Genomic DNA, 13,569 nt, shown 5'->3' on the forward strand with positions numbered 1-13,569 from the left:
CCGCCAGCGTTCACCCTGAGCCAGGATCAAACTCTCCAAGAAATGGTTATCACTGACCGAAGTCAATTGATACAGTCTGATGCCTCGCTTGCGCTTGGCTTGCCCTCTCGGGCTTCTTTTCGCAGTCCGCGAGCGGACTGCTCTTCGTGAATCTGGAGACATCCGGGGGGATGTCTGCTCACACGATCCTGTCGGATCGCCCTGTACGCTCTTCTTCTGCCTTGTCATGCACCTCGCCTCGCTTGAGGCTCAGAAAAGATACAGGGCTTTCCTGAACTTGTCAACACCTCAGGCTTGCGCCGCGCTTGGCCTTCGCCCGAGCCACCATTCCGCGGCTTCCCAACCGCACCTTCGTCAGAGGCTGGCGGTCTTTATCTCACCCTTCTGATTCAGAGGCCAGGGTCCTGGCGAACGTTTGGCTTCTATACTGGGCTCTTGAAACCCGCCCCCCGGCCAACGGGACCAGGGCGGAAGGGAGGCACGCCACATGCAGGAACTGCTCGAAAAACTGGCGTCGCTCCGGGAGTACCTTTGACATTCCCGGCAAAACGCGGCGCCTGAACGAATTAGACCGAGAACTCAGCGACCCGGAACTCTGGAACGACGCCGCGCGCGCCCGCAAGGTCACGCAGGAAGCCGGCACCTTACGGCGGGTGGTCGAGAGTTACAGCACCCTGAGCTCCGACGCCCAGGGCCTCTCGGAAATGCTGGAGATGGCCAGCGCTGAGGAACGCGAGATGCTGCAAGAAGAGCAGCAGTCACTGGAAACGCGCGTGGACGAGCTGTACAAGGAAACGCTCTTTACCATGAAGCACGCCGAGACCGCCGCCATCGTGCGGGTGAAAAGCGGCGCGGGCGGCACCGAGTCCATGGACTGGGCCGGCATGCTCTCGCGGATGTACATGCGCTGGGCCGAGCGCCGGGGCTTCAAGGTCGAGATGATTGACCAGGTGGACGGCGACCAGGCGGGCGTGGTCAGCAGCGAATTCATCATTCGCGGCGAAAAGGCGTTTGGCATGATGGCCCCCGAACACGGGGTTCACCGGCTGGTGCGGGTGTCGCCCTTCGATTCCAACAACCGCCGCCACACCTCGTTTGCTTCGGTGGACGTGGTGCCGGAGGTGCCGGAAGAGGAGATCAACATTCACATTCCCGACTCCGACCTGCGCCGCGACGTGTTCCGCTCGCAGGGCGCGGGTGGGCAGGGCGTGAACACCACCGACTCGGCCGTGCGCCTGACCCACTTGCCCACCGGGATTGCCGTGGCTTCGCAGCAGACCCGTTCTCAGATCAAGAACCACGAGATCGCCCTGCAGATTCTCAAGCAGCGCCTTTACGACATTGAGATGCGCAAGCGGGAAGAGGAAGAAGCCCGGGCGCGCGGTGAGCAGAAGAAGATTGAGTGGGGCTCGCAGATCCGCTCGTATGTGCTGGACAAGCAGTACATCAAGGATCACCGCACGGGCGTGATGAAACACAACCCCGACGACGTTCTGGACGGCGATCTGGCCGACCTGCAGTGGGCGGGCCTGGAGTGGCTGGCCGGCAAACGGGTGGCCGAGGACAGCGCCGAGGACGAATAATTCTGGTCAAGCCTCTCGGCCGGCTTTGCAAGGGCGCTCGTCAGACGGGCGCCCTTTGCGCTAAGGTGCAGCCATCAACCTTGCAGGCCACTGGAGTGCCCCACCTGCCCATGTCTGAAGACCGCACCATTCCTGGCTACACCCTGCACCGTGTGATCGGGCGCGGGAACACTTCCCTGGTCTGGCTGGCCACCGACGCGCGTAAGAAAGAAGTGGCCCTGAAGGTGCCGCTGCCCGAAACACTGCGCGTGCAGGAGGCCGCCGAGCGCTTTGGCAACGAGGTGCGCCTGACCCTGAAGTTCCGCCACCCTCACATCGTGCCGGGCTATGCGGGCACGGCCTTTGGGCCCAAAGCCTTTCTGGCCATTCCCTATTACCCACGCGGCGCGCTCAGCGACCTGCTGCCCCAGCTGCCCGGCGGCACCCTGCCGCTGCCCGACGCCCTGAGAATCCTGGCTGACGTGGCCTCGGCGCTTACCTATCTTCACCATCAGGGCGCGGTGCATCAGGACGTCAAGCCGCAGAACGTGTATGTAAATGAGGAGGGGCGCGCGGCCCTGGCTGACCTGGGCAGCGCCTATTTCACGGCGCAGGGGGGGCAGACCAGCGGCAGCCCCTTTTACATGTCCCCGGAGATTTACCACGGCGAGAGCAGCAGCGCCGCCAGCGACGTGTACAGCCTGGGCATCATGATGTATGAGCTGCTGGGCGGCGAGCGCCCCTACCACGGCCACACCTACGAGGAACTGATGGTGGCGCACCTGACCCGCTTTCCCCCGCCGCTGCTGAGCCTGAACCCCAGCGTGTCGCGCCGCGTGGCCCGGCTGGCCGAACTGGCCCTGGCCAAGCGGCCCCACGACCGCCCTACGGCCGACGCAGTCCGCCGGGCCCTGCTGAGTGCGCTGGGCGAAACCCCCGCCGACGAGGTGTACGAGGACCCTGAGGGGGCCCAGGAAACTGCGCCTGTCTCTGCCCGGCAAATGGGCCGCCACGGGCCACAGGCCGAGGGGCGCCCCACAGAGGCGACCCCCACCCCGGAGGCCCCCGGCCCCAGCAAGGAGAGCCGCTGGAGCCTGTTCAAACGGCGGAAGTAACGCGGGTCATAGCGTGAAATGCACCTCGAAGCGGCCAGTGCGGGACTGATACCCCAGGCGCTGGTTCACGGCCAGCATGGGGGCGTTGCCGGAATGGTTGTTGGTGCGCAGCATGGGAAAGCCGGCCGCCTGTGCCCGGGCAATCACCTGCAGTTTGAGCGGCAGGGCCAGGCCGCGCCCCCGCGCTTCGGGCGCCGTCGCCGTCAGACTGTTGTAGCCAAAGTTCTGGCGGTGAAACCCTTCCAGAATGGAGGTGCCGAGCCACTCGCCCTGCGGGCCCACCGCCAGCACCCACCAGTCGGGGCGGGCCACTGCGTTTAACCGGAGCAGCCGCCTCACCTCGGCCAGGGGCCAGCGGGGATGGCCGCGCAGGTCGGGCGTTTCGGTCAGGCGGTCGGCCACAAAGTTTACAAACCGCTCAACCTCTTCCTCTCCGGCCCCTCCAAGGTCCTTGAAAGTCACCCCCTGCGCCGCAGCCTGATCCAGCCTGGATTGAAACGGCGCCGCGTCAAAGGTCGTGAGGTCCAGCTCCGAGGCAAAGCGGTGCACCCTCGTCACCGCGCCGCGCCGCGTCCCCCAGGCCAGGGAACCGGGATCATCGTCGGCCACATCCAGCGTCAGACCGCTGGCCTGCGCTTCTCGCCCGGCCTGCACCACATCGGCCCACAGCTGCCGCCCGGCGCCCTGCTGGCGCAAGCGGGGCTCCACGACCACCTGAGCCTGCAGGAAGCCGGGCGGCGCGAAGGCAAAGGTCTGAAGCTGCGAGGCGCCTACCGCCTCACCAGCCGCGTCCACCAGTAGACGGCGGCGCAGCGTGTGGGTGGGATCACGCCGGGCGTCCGTCGCCTGAATGCCCTCAGCCGTCACCCCCGGGCGGCTGCACGACCACAGCGCAGCCAGAGCGGGAAAGTCCTCAGGTGTGACTGGCCGCAGGCTCCAGCCCGCGCTCAAAGCAGCTCCTTGACCAGCTGCCGGATGGCCCCCAGGTGATAGGCCACGTGGGCCACGCCGCCCGTCAGTCCGCCGGTGGCGTCCCCGGTTACGGGCTGGTCCTGCTGGCTGTGTGTAAACGCCACCAGGGCGTCATAGGCGGCGCGCACCCGCTGGCGCTGCGCGGCCCAGCCCGCCTCATCCACCTGCACCGGCTGAAAGCTGCCCTGCCAGTCAAAGGGACCCCGGTCACTGTCGCGTTCCCAGCGCACGATCACCTCCATGTGAAAGGCGGTGTGGGCGGTGTGCGCGGCCACGGTGGTGCCCAGAACCTCGCGGCTGGCCTGCTCGGCGTTCAGGGCCTCCAGCGTGGCCAGCAGGCCGTGGTTGCCGCTGCCGTCGGCACCCGTGCCGTCCAGAAAGGCGGTGGGTTGGCCGGGCCGCCCGCCCTCCACCGTTTCACGCAGAATGTCCAGGATGCCGTCTAAGGGGTGCTGGGCAGGCGGTGCGGTCTGGGCCTCCGGGGTCTGGGTCATGCCCCAGCCTAAGGGCCGTGTGGAGCCAGAGCCTATCCGCCGCGCGGCTCTGGTCAGCGCGGGTTCCGTCTGGTATGCTTGCCAATTGCGCTGCCCGGCGAGGCCCGAGCCTGCCAGAGAGCGGCGACAGAGGAGGTGAACCATGAACCAGTACGACCTGAACCTGATCCTGAACCCCAACCTCAGCGCGGAGCAGGTGGGCATCGAGAAGGACTACATCGAAACCACCCTGAAAAGTGCGGGCGCGGAAATCAGCACCCTGGACGAGCCCGGCAACCGCCGCCTCGCCTACGCCGTGAACAAGGACCGCGAGGGCTACTACCTGATGTACACCATCAAGGCCGCCGGCAACCCCGAAAAGGACATTGCCAGCACCCTGCGTCTGCGCGACCACGTGCGCCGCGTCCTGGTGGTCAAGGACCGCCCGGAGTGGAAGACCAAGAAAGCCTGAGCGTTTTACGCCATTGACGTAAAAGCTTGGGCTTGTTATCGTATGGTCAACCCGCAAGGGCCAAGACAGCCAGCCAGACCTAAACCCCAGTACTGTTCGCCAGCAAGCAAGGAGACCCTGTTATGGCCCGAGGCATGAACCACGTTTACCTGATCGGCGCACTCGCCCGCGATCCCGAACTGCGGTACACCCCCAGCGGCACCGCCGTGTTTGAAGCCACCGTGGCCGGTGAAGACCACATCGTGGGCAACGACGGCCGCGAACGTAAACTCCCCTGGTATCACCGCGTGTCCATTCTGGGCAAGCCCGCCGAGTGGCAGGCCGAGCGCAACCTCAAGGGCGGCGACGCCGTGCTGGTTGAAGGCAGCCTGGAATACAGCCAGTGGGAAGCGCCCGAGGGCGGCAAACGCAGCATGGTGCGCGTCAAGGCGCTGCGCATGGAACAGCTCGGCACCCAGCCTGAACTGGTCCAGGACGCCGGAGGCGGCGTTCGCATGGGCAGCGGCATGAACGAAGTGGTGCTCATCGGCAATGTCACCCGTGACCCCGAACTGCGCTACACCCCCGCCGGCGACGCCGTGCTTGGACTCGGCCTGGCCGTGAACGAGACCTGGAACGACCGTCAGGGGCAGAAGCAGGAAAAGACCCACTGGATTGACGTAACGCTGTGGCGTGAGCTGGCCGAGAGCATGAAGGACCTGCGCAAGGGCGACCCTGTGCTGGTGCGCGGCCGACTGGTGAACGAAGCGTGGACCGACCGCGATGGCAACAAACGCAACTCGACCAAAGTAGAGGCGACGCGAGTCGAAGCCCTGTCCCGAGGCGCGGCCAGCCCCACTTCCGGGTATGCCGCAGCCACCCCCGCCGGACCTCGCACGCAGACCGCGAGCAGTGCGGCGCGCCCGCAGAGCGCTGGCTCACAGCGCCCCGCAGCGAACACGGGGAACCGTTCGGGCGGCTTGGATATTGATCAAGGTCTCGACGACTTCCCGCCGGATGAGGAAGACCTGCCGTTTTAAGGCACGCCTGAGGGCGTGATGTCTAAGGGTTAAAAGGTCCAAGCGGCTAAGAAAATCCAGTTTCTGTGTTTCTTAGACCCTTTGACTCTTTGACCCTTAGACCCCCACAGAGCGGCCCCTTTCTCGCCGGCAGCTTTAGAGGAATCCCCACAATGACCCAGGCAAACAACGCCGAGCGCAAGCCGCGCGGCAAGGGGCCCAAGCGCCCCCGCAAGCCCAAGGTGGACCCGTTCTCCATTGGGGAACTGGAAATCACCGACTACAAAGACGTGAAGATGCTGCGCCGGTTCGTTTCGGACACCGGCAAGATTCTTCCCCGCCGCCGCACCGGCCTCTCGGCCAAGCACCAGCGCCGCATTGCGCAGACGATTAAAATCGCCCGCCAGCTGGCCCTGCTGCCCTACACCGAGAAACTGGTCCGGAAGTAAGGAGAATACCGATGCAAGTTATTCTTCTTGAACCCGGCAAGCTGGGCAAAACCGGCGACGTCGTGAACGTCAAAGACGGTTACGCCCGCAACTGGCTGATTCCCCAGGGCATCGCCGCGCCCGCCACCAGCTCGAACATGAAGAGCCTGGAAGCGCGCGTGCGTGCCCGCCAGAAGATCCTGGCTGCCGAAAAGGCCAGCGCCGAGGACCTCGCCAGCCGCCTGAACGGTGTGGCCGTGGAACTCAGCGTGCGTGCCGGCGAAGGCAAGATCTACGGCGCCGTGACCCACGCCGACGTGGCTGGCGCCCTGGACCAGCTGGGCTTTGACGTGGACAAGCGCCGCATTGACATGCCGAAGACCGTCAAGGAAATCGGCGAGTACGACATCGCTTACCGCGCCCATCCCGAAGTGACCATTCCCATGAAGCTCGTGGTGCACGCCACGAAGTAAAGACTGTTCAGTCTTTGGCCCCCGCTGAGTAGGCGGGGGTTTTTGCATGGGCCACAGGTGCATTGGCCATAGGTGCGGTCTCGCGCCAGTGCCAGAGTATCTATCCTGAGCCAGATGCGTTCCTTCCTGCTTGTCGTGTTCCTTGGTGCCGTCCTGACCGCCTGTACCCCACCCACTGCGCCCACCCCCGACCCGGCCCGGGACCCCAGTGCGTCAGTGCTTCCGGCCACGCCGCGTGTGGGGCAGAATCTGACCTTTGATCTGCAGGCCAACGGGATGCAGGGCCACGTGGCCCTGTTCGTGGAGGCCCCGGATGGCTCGGTGCAGCAGCTGTTGCCCAACCGCCTGCCGGGCGGGGCGGTGGAGCTGGCCCACAGCGGCCGCACCAGCTTCCCTGCGGCCGACAGCGCCTTCCGACTGGTGGCTTCTGCACCCACTGGGGACCATCAGGTGCTTGTCTACCTCAGCGCCGCGCCCCTGAATCTGGCGGGCATCAGTGCCTATGCCAATGCCAACTCGGCCTTTGCCACGGTGCAGACGCAGGGGGCGGGCGCGCTGGTGACCACGCTGCTCCCCAAGCTCACGGCGCAGAATCCTGGCCGTGCCGGTCTAGGCACCTTTACCGTGCTGCCCTGAGCGCCCGGCAGAGTCAATCCACGCTCAGCTCATAGTGGGCCCGGTGGAAATGCCGGGCCCGCAGATCGCTGCGGCGCAGGATGAACTCCGGGGTGTAGATGTGATTGTCGCCGGTATCCTCCAGCACGTCGTCGCCCAGGTGCGCGACAGACCACAGGCGCAGGAGGTTCACCACCGGATCATGCAGGGTCCAGTCGCAGAGCTCCCTGGGCAATGCACTCTCGGCCCAGGACAGGTACGAGGCCCGGTCCACGTGACCGAACAGAGTCACGCCGCCAAACTCAAATGCCCCGGATTGACTCAATTGAGCCCACAGCCCGCGAAAACGGTCGTGCTCTTCCCCACCCAGGCCACTGGGAACGGACAGGTCCACAAGACTGAGGGTGCGGCGGGCAAGCACCTGTCGGGGCCGGTAGGCGTAGCCGCCTGGAGGCAGGCTGGGTCGCCGCTGCAGCCCGTCCAACTGGGGCCACCACTCAACAATCAACTGCTCATCTGGGTGAAACAGCCAGAAAAACGACAGCAGGCCGTGCGGCGGCTCGTCGTCGTCGGGCGTGCGGCCCGGTAACTGGTCGAGCCGCAACTGGCACAGAAAACGCAGGGGTCCCCCAGCGGGGCTGCGGGGCCATGTCCAGCCCGGGGGCACATCCGGCTGCCCGCCGAATTTGCTGTGGGCGACTGGAAGCTGTTCATCCGGGACTTCTTCAAATTCCAGGTGATAGCAGGGGCGCACTGCCTGGTGCAGCGCTGCCTCAGTGGGGGTGCCAGGGGGCTGCCCCATCTGGGCCAGTTGCTGCCGAATCCAGACATGAACTTCAGCGAGGGACGCGGCGGCTGGAAGCCTGTGGACCATGCGGCAGGCTACTCCTGGCGCGCCTCTCTCCCCTGCCGGACCTTTGGAGCTACACTGCGTGGCGAACGTTCCTCCCAAAGTTCAGCAGCGGCAGGCGGCGTTCGCTTTTCATCACCCTATGCGGGGCGCGGCCAGCCCAAGGCCCACGCGCCCCATGCAACACACCGAAAGGAGCGCACCATGACGATGATCTGGGTCATTGTGGCGCTGCTGCTCGGATTGGTCGGGGGCTTTCTGGGGGGACAGACACGCGGCGCGCGCAGGCGGGCCGAGGTGGATGACCGACTTCAGCAAGAAGCCCTGCAGGAAGCGCAGCGCATCCGCGCGCAGGCCGAAGAGGCCGCGCGGGCGCTGCGGGCAGAGGCCGACCAGGCCAGGCAGGAGGCCACGCGACGAACGCAGGAAGCCGCGCAACGCGAAGAGCAGCTCACCCGCCAGGGCGCGCAGCTGGACGCCCAGCGCGAACAGGTGCTGGGACTGCGCACGCAACTGGAAACCGAGCGCACCCAGGCCAAGCAGGAGGTGGCCCGCGAGCGCGAGGCCCTGGCCACCGACCGCCAGGAAACCCGGCGAGAGCGCGAGGAACTCAAGCGCGAGATTGAGCGCCTCAACCGCCGCGCCGAGCAACTGGACGCCCGGGGCGAGAAGCTCGACACCTTAGAAGAGCGTCTGGAAGACCGCAGCCGCGCCCTGGGCACCCAGGAAACCGAGCTGGCCGAGCGGGGCCGCCTCGTGGACCTGCGGCTGTACGAGGTGGCCAACCTGTCGCCCGAAGCGGCCCGCGCCGAGATTCTGGAACGGCTGGAGGCCGAACTGGAAGAGGAAAAGGCCATCCGCATCAAGGCCATGCAGGAGCGCGCCACAGCGGAGGCGCGGCGCACCGCGCGCCATGTCGTGGCCCAGGCCATTCAGCGCAGCGCTTCGGAAACGAGTGCTGCGCTGAGCGTTTCGGTGGTGCCCATTCCCAATGACGCCATGAAGGGCCGCCTGATTGGCCGTGAGGGACGCAACATCCGCGCCTTTGAGGCCCTGACCGGTGTGGACCTGATTATTGACGACACCCCAGAGGCGGTGATTCTGTCCAGCTTCAACCCGGTGCGCCGCGAGGTGGCCCGGCATGTGCTGGACGCCCTGGTGGCCGACGGCCGCATTCACCCCACGCGCATTGAGGAGATGGTTCACAAGGCGCAGGACGAGATGAAAACCTACATGCACACCCAGGGCGAGGAAGCGGCCATTGAGGCGGGCGTGATGGGAGTCAAGCCGGGGCTGGTGCAGTTGCTGGGCCGCATGTATTTCCGCACCAGCTACGGCCAGAATGTCCTGAAGCACTCCATTCAGGTGGCGCACCTGACCGGTATCATGGCGGGCGAACTGGGCCTGGACGCCGCCCTGGCGCGGCGCGCGGGCCTGATGCACGACGTGGGCAAGAGCATTGACCGTGAGATTGACGGCACACATGTGGAAATCGGCATCAACCTCGCCAAACGCTTTGGCGAGCCGCCCGAGGTGATTGACGCCATTGCCCACCACCACGACCCCGAAAACGGCCAGACGCTGTATTCGGTGCTGGTGGCCGCCGCCGACGCGATCAGCGCGGCCCGCCCCGGCGCGCGGCGTGAGGAACTGGAATCCTATGTGCGCCGCCTGGAACAGCTGGAACAGATTGCCGTGTCGTTTCCTGGCGTGCAGCAGGCGTACGCCATTCAGGCCGGGCGCGAGGTGCGCGTGATCGTGCAGCCGGAAAAGGTCACCGATGCCCAGGCCACCCTGCTGGCCCGCGAGATTGCCGGCCGGGTGGAGCAGGATATGGAATACCCCGGTCAGGTGCAGGTGACTGTGGTGCGCGAAAGCCGCGCGGTGGAAGTGGCGCGGTAGAGGAAGCAGGACGCGGGGGGCAGTGCGCAGGAAGAGCGCCTGCCCCCACCTCTGTTTTACTTGCAGCGCGGTCTTTTAAGCATCCATGCGCATAAGTTGACATGGCCTGTATTCTGGGCTATCCTGTTTTCATCACCGCCAAAGAAGGCGGCTTTTTTATTGCCTCCTGGATTTGTGGGCACCCTGGGCAAAGGTGGGCCGCCCGCCGCAGGGGTGGACCCCATGCGGGCTCTGAGGCTATGCACGCCCTCCTGTGAACCGCAGCGAGATCATGCGTTCCAGACAGGGTTTTCCCGGTCGCCCGGCTGGGCTTGACCCGGGCTGCATACCGCGCTATCTTGTTCTTATCACCGCCGACGAAGGCGGGTTTTTTGTTTCAGAGCCCCTGCAACCACGCCCAGGCGGCCAGGGCCATCTCCAGCTCGGTCTGGGCGACGCGGCCCGGGGCGGCCAGGGGGGTCAGGCGGCGGAGGTCAGCCTGCACCTGGGCACGCAACAAGGGGTCTTGACCCCGCAGGAGGGCCGGGCCATAGCGCAGCGCGGCTGCCTCGGGCAGGCCGTCGTAGGCCGGGTCCGGGCCGGGTGCGCGGTCCAGGCGCAGTACCGGGTAGGCCCAGTAGCCGGGCACCAGCAGATCGGCGCGCAGGTGGTAGCCAGCGGCCCGGGCCCAGCGGCGCAGGGATTCGGCGCTGTCGTTGGGCTGCAGCACCAGGGTGGGCGGCAGGCGCCCCGGCTCGCGCCGCAGCATCCCCAGGATGGTGAAGGCGCCCATTCCTGTGACGCTCGCGCTGGCCACCTCGCCGGGGGCCAGGGGAGCAAAGCCGTCGCCCGCGCGCACCTCCAGCTGGCCCGCCAGCCCGGCGCGCGCCACGTTCTGCCGGGCGTGGGCCAGGGGGCCGGGATTCAGTTCCACGATCACACCGCGCTGGATGCGGCCCGCGCGCAGCAGCCGGATGGGCAGCTTGGCATGGTCGCTGCCAATATCAGCGTGAACATCGGCCCGCACCTGGGCCAGAACGGCTTCCAGGCGGGCGTCCAGTGCGGGTCCATCGGCTGCCCGGGTCACGCGGGCGGCTCCCCGGGGGGCGCGGCAGACCGGCCGCCCTGCCGGGTGAGAATGACCGAGTAGGCCCCCACAGCCAGAATCACGGCGGCGATGGCCAGCCCGTACGCCAGGATGTCGCCGCCGGTCCATTTCAGCGCCACGCTGAAGAAATTCACACCCAGCGCCAGAATCACAATCCCGATCAGTTTCTGCTTGAGATCGTCGAAGGAATCAATGTGCAGCCAGGGGGGCACGTTCTGCAGCCGGCCCACAAACAGCGCCTGCAGGCCAAACGAGATGATCAGCAGCGCCATGCCGATCAGGAGGGTGTCGGCCTGTTCCACCGCCGCCACGATCAGGCTTTTGGTGGTGTCGGGCTCGCCCAGCCGGGTGAATGCCGCGCGAATGGTCACGTACGCCTGGGCGATGGCCGCCACGAACAGCGCCAGACTGAAGGCAAAGGAACTCAGCACCCCCAGTTCCACGATCAGCCGGGCGAAACCGAAAGCCCCAGCCAGAGTGACGCGGCGGGCGGGGCCCAGCCGGGCAGGAGGCCGGGCCTTCATTCCGGGCCCCCGGAGAGCAGGGGCCGCACCTCGTCGCCCTCGCGGATCCAGCCACCGCGAATGACCCGGGCCGTCAGGCCGCCGTGGCCGCGGACCGCGTTGTAGCCGCCCGGCCCCAGCATTTCTTCCATGCGCGAGCAGGGGTGGCACTCGCCTGTGCCCTCCAGCACCACCTCGCCCACCTGAAAGCGGGCGTCTTTGAGGGCCAGGAGGGGCAGGCCGCTGACCACGAGGTTGCGCCGCAGCAGGTCCGGGGTCACCTGCGCGCGGCCACACAGCGCGGCGATCACCGGCAGGTGCTCGGCCTGAATGAGGGTGACCTGCCGCCGACCCGGGCCACCGGGGACGGGCGGCGCCGCGCCGGGCTGGGCGGCTTCACCCACCTCGCCGGTCAGAGCGGTCAGGCGGGGCGGGGCCCCCTTGCCGTGGTCGCCAATCAGGCCCACCAGCGGGTGCGCCTCCACCTGCGCCCAGCGCACCACAGGCACCCGGCGGGCGGGGCGCAGGCCAAGCCACTCCACCCGGCCCGGCTGCGGGAAGGTGGCGCGCAGTTCGTGGATGGTCTTCACGCCCTGAATGCTACCTGCACAGACCGGGGGCCGCCGGGTGCAGCGCGGGCCTCTGCTATGCTGCGGGGCATGAGGCGTCTGACCCGACGTGCGTATCTGCCCCGCCGCAAGGTGGGGGTCAGCTAGCCTGAAATCCAATCCTGAAGCGGCGAACTTGTCACGAGTTCGCCGCTTTCTTCCTGGGGGTCCTTCATGAATGAAATTCGGCGGAATGTACCGGTGGACGAGCAACTGCAGATCCTGAGGCGCGGCGTGGTGGACCTGGTGTCTGAAGACGACCTGCGCCGCAAACTGGAGCGCAGCCTGGAGACCGGCGTGCCCCTGCGCGTGAAGCTGGGCGCCGACCCCACCCGACCGGACCTGCACCTGGGCCACGCGGTGATTCTGCGCAAGATGCGGCAGTTTCAGGATCTGGGCCACAAGGTGATCATGCTGATTGGCGACTTTACCGCCATGATCGGCGACCCCAGCGGCAAGAGCAAAACGCGCCCACCGCTGACCCTGGAACAGACCCGCCAGAACGCCGGCAGCTACCTGGAACAGTGCCGGCTGGTGCTGCGCCAGGAGCCTGAAGTGCTGGAAATTCGCTACAACGGCGAGTGGCTCGAACCCATGGGTTACGCCGATGTGATCCGGCTGGCCAGCCGCTACACGGTCGCGCGCATCATGGAGCGCGACGATTTCAAAAAGCGCTTTGAGGGCGGCGTGCCCATCGCCATGCACGAACTGCTTTACCCGCTGACCCAGGGCTATGACTCGGTGGCGCTGGAAGCGGACGTGGAGCTGGGCGGCACGGACCAGCTGTTCAACAATCTTGTGGGCCGGGCGCTGCAGCGCGACTACAGCCAGGAACCGCAGGTGGTCATGACCCTGCCGCTGCTGGTGGGCCTGGACGGCACGGAAAAGATGTCCAAGAGCCTGGACAACTACATTGGCCTGACCGACGAGCCGCACGCCATGTTCGCGGGGCTGATGAAGGTGCCCGATCCCCTGCTGGACAACTACTTCACCCTGCTCACCGACCTGAGGCGCGAGCGCATTGATGAGCTGCTGGCCGGACATCCGGTGGCCGCTCACCGTGAACTGGCCCGCGAGGTGGTGCGCGCCTTTTACCCGGACGCGGACCTGGACGCGGCCGAAGCGCGCTTCAGGGCCGTGGCCAGGGGCGGCATCCCCGAGAACCTCCCCGAGGTCACGGTGCCGGGCAGTGAACTGGGCGAGGACGGGCGCGTCAGCATGGCAAAACTGGTGGTGCTGGCTGGACTGGAGCCCAGCAACGGCGCCGCGCGCAAGCTGATGCAGAACCGGGGCCTGAAGCTCAACGGTGAGCCCTTCACCGACCCCCAGGGTGCCCTGAGCCGGGACCAGCTCTCGGCAGAGGGCGGCGCGGTGCTTCAGAAGGGCAAGGACAAGTTCGCGCGCCTGCGCCTGGGGTCCTAGGCCACCCCGGCCCTTCATGGGGCCTTCATGGACCTGTCAGCGGCCCGGCGCGCAGCCCGCGCAACAGGGCCGCGCCCGGAAGTTATACA

15 protein-coding genes are annotated in these 13,569 nt (G+C 66.7%); 9 read left to right on the forward strand and 6 right to left on the reverse strand.

Translation table 11 applies throughout. The features are described 5' to 3' along the window. Positions 1-487: 487 nt before the first annotated feature. Positions 488-1,583, forward strand: a protein-coding gene (prfB, locus tag C8263_RS11735; RefSeq protein WP_107138322.1) for a peptide chain release factor 2 whose coding sequence is annotated in 2 segments (ribosomal slippage) — positions 488-532 and positions 534-1,583 — 1,095 coding nt in all. Because the reading frame shifts where the segments join, the coding sequence is not laid out codon by codon here. A 110-nt stretch (positions 1,584-1,693) separates the two neighbouring features. Continuing rightward, positions 1,694-2,677 (forward strand): serine/threonine-protein kinase, encoded by a 984-nt coding sequence (locus C8263_RS11740; RefSeq protein ID WP_107138323.1) that lies wholly within the window; start codon positions 1,694-1,696, stop codon positions 2,675-2,677. A 6-nt stretch (positions 2,678-2,683) separates the two neighbouring features. Here C8263_RS11740 and C8263_RS11745 read toward each other — a convergent pair whose 3' ends face one another. Both C8263_RS11745 and C8263_RS11750 read right to left on the reverse strand, forming a co-directional pair. Continuing rightward, a complete protein-coding gene (locus C8263_RS11745) occupies positions 2,684-3,628 on the reverse strand; it encodes a GNAT family N-acetyltransferase (RefSeq protein WP_107138324.1) in 945 nt (314 codons plus the stop codon). Then, entirely contained in the window at positions 3,625-4,143 is a 519-nt protein-coding gene (locus C8263_RS11750; RefSeq protein ID WP_107138325.1) for a hypothetical protein, read from the reverse strand. Before C8263_RS11750 ends, C8263_RS11745 begins: the two co-directional genes overlap by 4 nt. A 142-nt stretch (positions 4,144-4,285) precedes the next feature. On the opposite strand from C8263_RS11750, the gene rpsF reads away from it, so the two are divergent. The 5 genes from rpsF to C8263_RS11775 all read left to right on the forward strand — a co-directional run bounded on the left by rpsF (position 4,286) and on the right by C8263_RS11775 (position 7,129). After that, positions 4,286-4,594 carry a 30S ribosomal protein S6 gene (gene rpsF, locus C8263_RS11755; RefSeq protein WP_107138326.1) on the forward strand — a complete coding sequence of 103 codons (309 nt, stop codon included), beginning with the start codon at positions 4,286-4,288 and terminating at the stop codon, positions 4,592-4,594. A 122-nt stretch (positions 4,595-4,716) separates the two neighbouring features. Next, positions 4,717-5,613, forward strand: coding sequence for a single-stranded DNA-binding protein (locus C8263_RS11760; protein WP_107138327.1), 897 nt, complete (start codon positions 4,717-4,719; stop codon positions 5,611-5,613). 152 nt (positions 5,614-5,765) lie between these two features. Next, entirely contained in the window at positions 5,766-6,041 is a 276-nt protein-coding gene (gene rpsR, locus C8263_RS11765) for a 30S ribosomal protein S18 (RefSeq protein ID WP_107138328.1), read from the forward strand. A gap of 11 nt (positions 6,042-6,052) precedes the next feature. Next, on the forward strand, positions 6,053-6,493 hold the full coding sequence (rplI, locus tag C8263_RS11770; RefSeq protein ID WP_107138329.1) for a 50S ribosomal protein L9: 441 nt from the start codon (positions 6,053-6,055) through the stop codon (positions 6,491-6,493). Between the two features lie 114 nt (positions 6,494-6,607). Next, positions 6,608-7,129 (forward strand): DUF4384 domain-containing protein, encoded by a 522-nt coding sequence (locus C8263_RS11775; RefSeq protein ID WP_107138330.1) that lies wholly within the window; start codon positions 6,608-6,610, stop codon positions 7,127-7,129. A 13-nt stretch (positions 7,130-7,142) separates the two neighbouring features. On the opposite strand, the gene C8263_RS11780 is transcribed toward C8263_RS11775, so the two are convergent. Further along, entirely contained in the window at positions 7,143-7,982 is an 840-nt protein-coding gene (locus C8263_RS11780) for a DUF1963 domain-containing protein (protein WP_107138331.1), read from the reverse strand. 180 nt (positions 7,983-8,162) lie between these two features. On the opposite strand from C8263_RS11780, the gene rny reads away from it, so the two are divergent. Continuing rightward, positions 8,163-9,860 carry a ribonuclease Y gene (gene rny, locus C8263_RS11785; RefSeq protein WP_107138332.1) on the forward strand — a complete coding sequence of 566 codons (1,698 nt, stop codon included), beginning with the start codon at positions 8,163-8,165 and terminating at the stop codon, positions 9,858-9,860. Positions 9,861-10,236: 376 nt separating this feature from the next. On the opposite strand, the gene C8263_RS11790 is transcribed toward rny, so the two are convergent. Genes C8263_RS11790 through C8263_RS11800 form a run of 3 tightly spaced genes read right to left on the reverse strand, consistent with a single transcriptional unit; the run spans position 10,237 to position 12,040 of the window. Then, entirely contained in the window at positions 10,237-10,926 is a 690-nt protein-coding gene (locus C8263_RS11790; RefSeq protein WP_199188394.1) for a tRNA (adenine(22)-N(1))-methyltransferase TrmK, read from the reverse strand. After that, positions 10,923-11,471, reverse strand: a complete 549-nt coding sequence (locus tag C8263_RS11795) for a YqhA family protein (protein ID WP_107138334.1) — start codon at positions 11,469-11,471, stop codon at positions 10,923-10,925. Before C8263_RS11795 ends, C8263_RS11790 begins: the two co-directional genes overlap by 4 nt. Then, a complete protein-coding gene (locus C8263_RS11800) occupies positions 11,468-12,040 on the reverse strand; it encodes an MOSC domain-containing protein (protein ID WP_107138335.1) in 573 nt (190 codons plus the stop codon). Before C8263_RS11800 ends, C8263_RS11795 begins: the two co-directional genes overlap by 4 nt. 192 nt (positions 12,041-12,232) lie before the next feature. Between C8263_RS11800 and tyrS the strand changes: the two genes are divergently transcribed. Continuing rightward, complete coding sequence (gene tyrS / locus C8263_RS11805; protein ID WP_107138336.1) at positions 12,233-13,480, forward strand: tyrosine--tRNA ligase; 1,248 nt, start codon at positions 12,233-12,235, stop codon at positions 13,478-13,480. Positions 13,481-13,569: the final 89 nt, after the last annotated feature.

Origin of the sequence: Deinococcus arcticus (genome assembly GCF_003028415.1) — a bacterium.
GTDB classification, from domain to species: Bacteria; Deinococcota; Deinococci; order Deinococcales; family Deinococcaceae; genus Deinococcus; species Deinococcus arcticus.

Excerpts from the sequence above, each read along its gene's own strand:
- tyrS (WP_107138336.1), top strand. The coding sequence starts at position 12,233 with ATGAATGAAATTCGGCGGAATGTACCGGTGGACGAGCAACTGCAGATC.
- C8263_RS11750 (WP_107138325.1), bottom strand. The coding sequence starts at position 4,143 with ATGACCCAGACCCCGGAGGCCCAGACCGCACCGCCTGCCCAGCACCCC.
- C8263_RS11780 (WP_107138331.1), bottom strand. The coding sequence starts at position 7,982 with ATGGTCCACAGGCTTCCAGCCGCCGCGTCCCTCGCTGAAGTTCATGTC.
- rpsR (WP_107138328.1), top strand. The coding sequence starts at position 5,766 with ATGACCCAGGCAAACAACGCCGAGCGCAAGCCGCGCGGCAAGGGGCCC.
- C8263_RS11795 (WP_107138334.1), bottom strand. The coding sequence starts at position 11,471 with ATGAAGGCCCGGCCTCCTGCCCGGCTGGGCCCCGCCCGCCGCGTCACT.
- rpsF (WP_107138326.1), top strand. The coding sequence starts at position 4,286 with ATGAACCAGTACGACCTGAACCTGATCCTGAACCCCAACCTCAGCGCG.
- C8263_RS11775 (WP_107138330.1), top strand. The coding sequence starts at position 6,608 with ATGCGTTCCTTCCTGCTTGTCGTGTTCCTTGGTGCCGTCCTGACCGCC.
- C8263_RS11740 (WP_107138323.1), top strand. The coding sequence starts at position 1,694 with ATGTCTGAAGACCGCACCATTCCTGGCTACACCCTGCACCGTGTGATC.
- rplI (WP_107138329.1), top strand. The coding sequence starts at position 6,053 with ATGCAAGTTATTCTTCTTGAACCCGGCAAGCTGGGCAAAACCGGCGAC.
- C8263_RS11760 (WP_107138327.1), top strand. The coding sequence starts at position 4,717 with ATGGCCCGAGGCATGAACCACGTTTACCTGATCGGCGCACTCGCCCGC.
- rny (WP_107138332.1), top strand. The coding sequence starts at position 8,163 with ATGACGATGATCTGGGTCATTGTGGCGCTGCTGCTCGGATTGGTCGGG.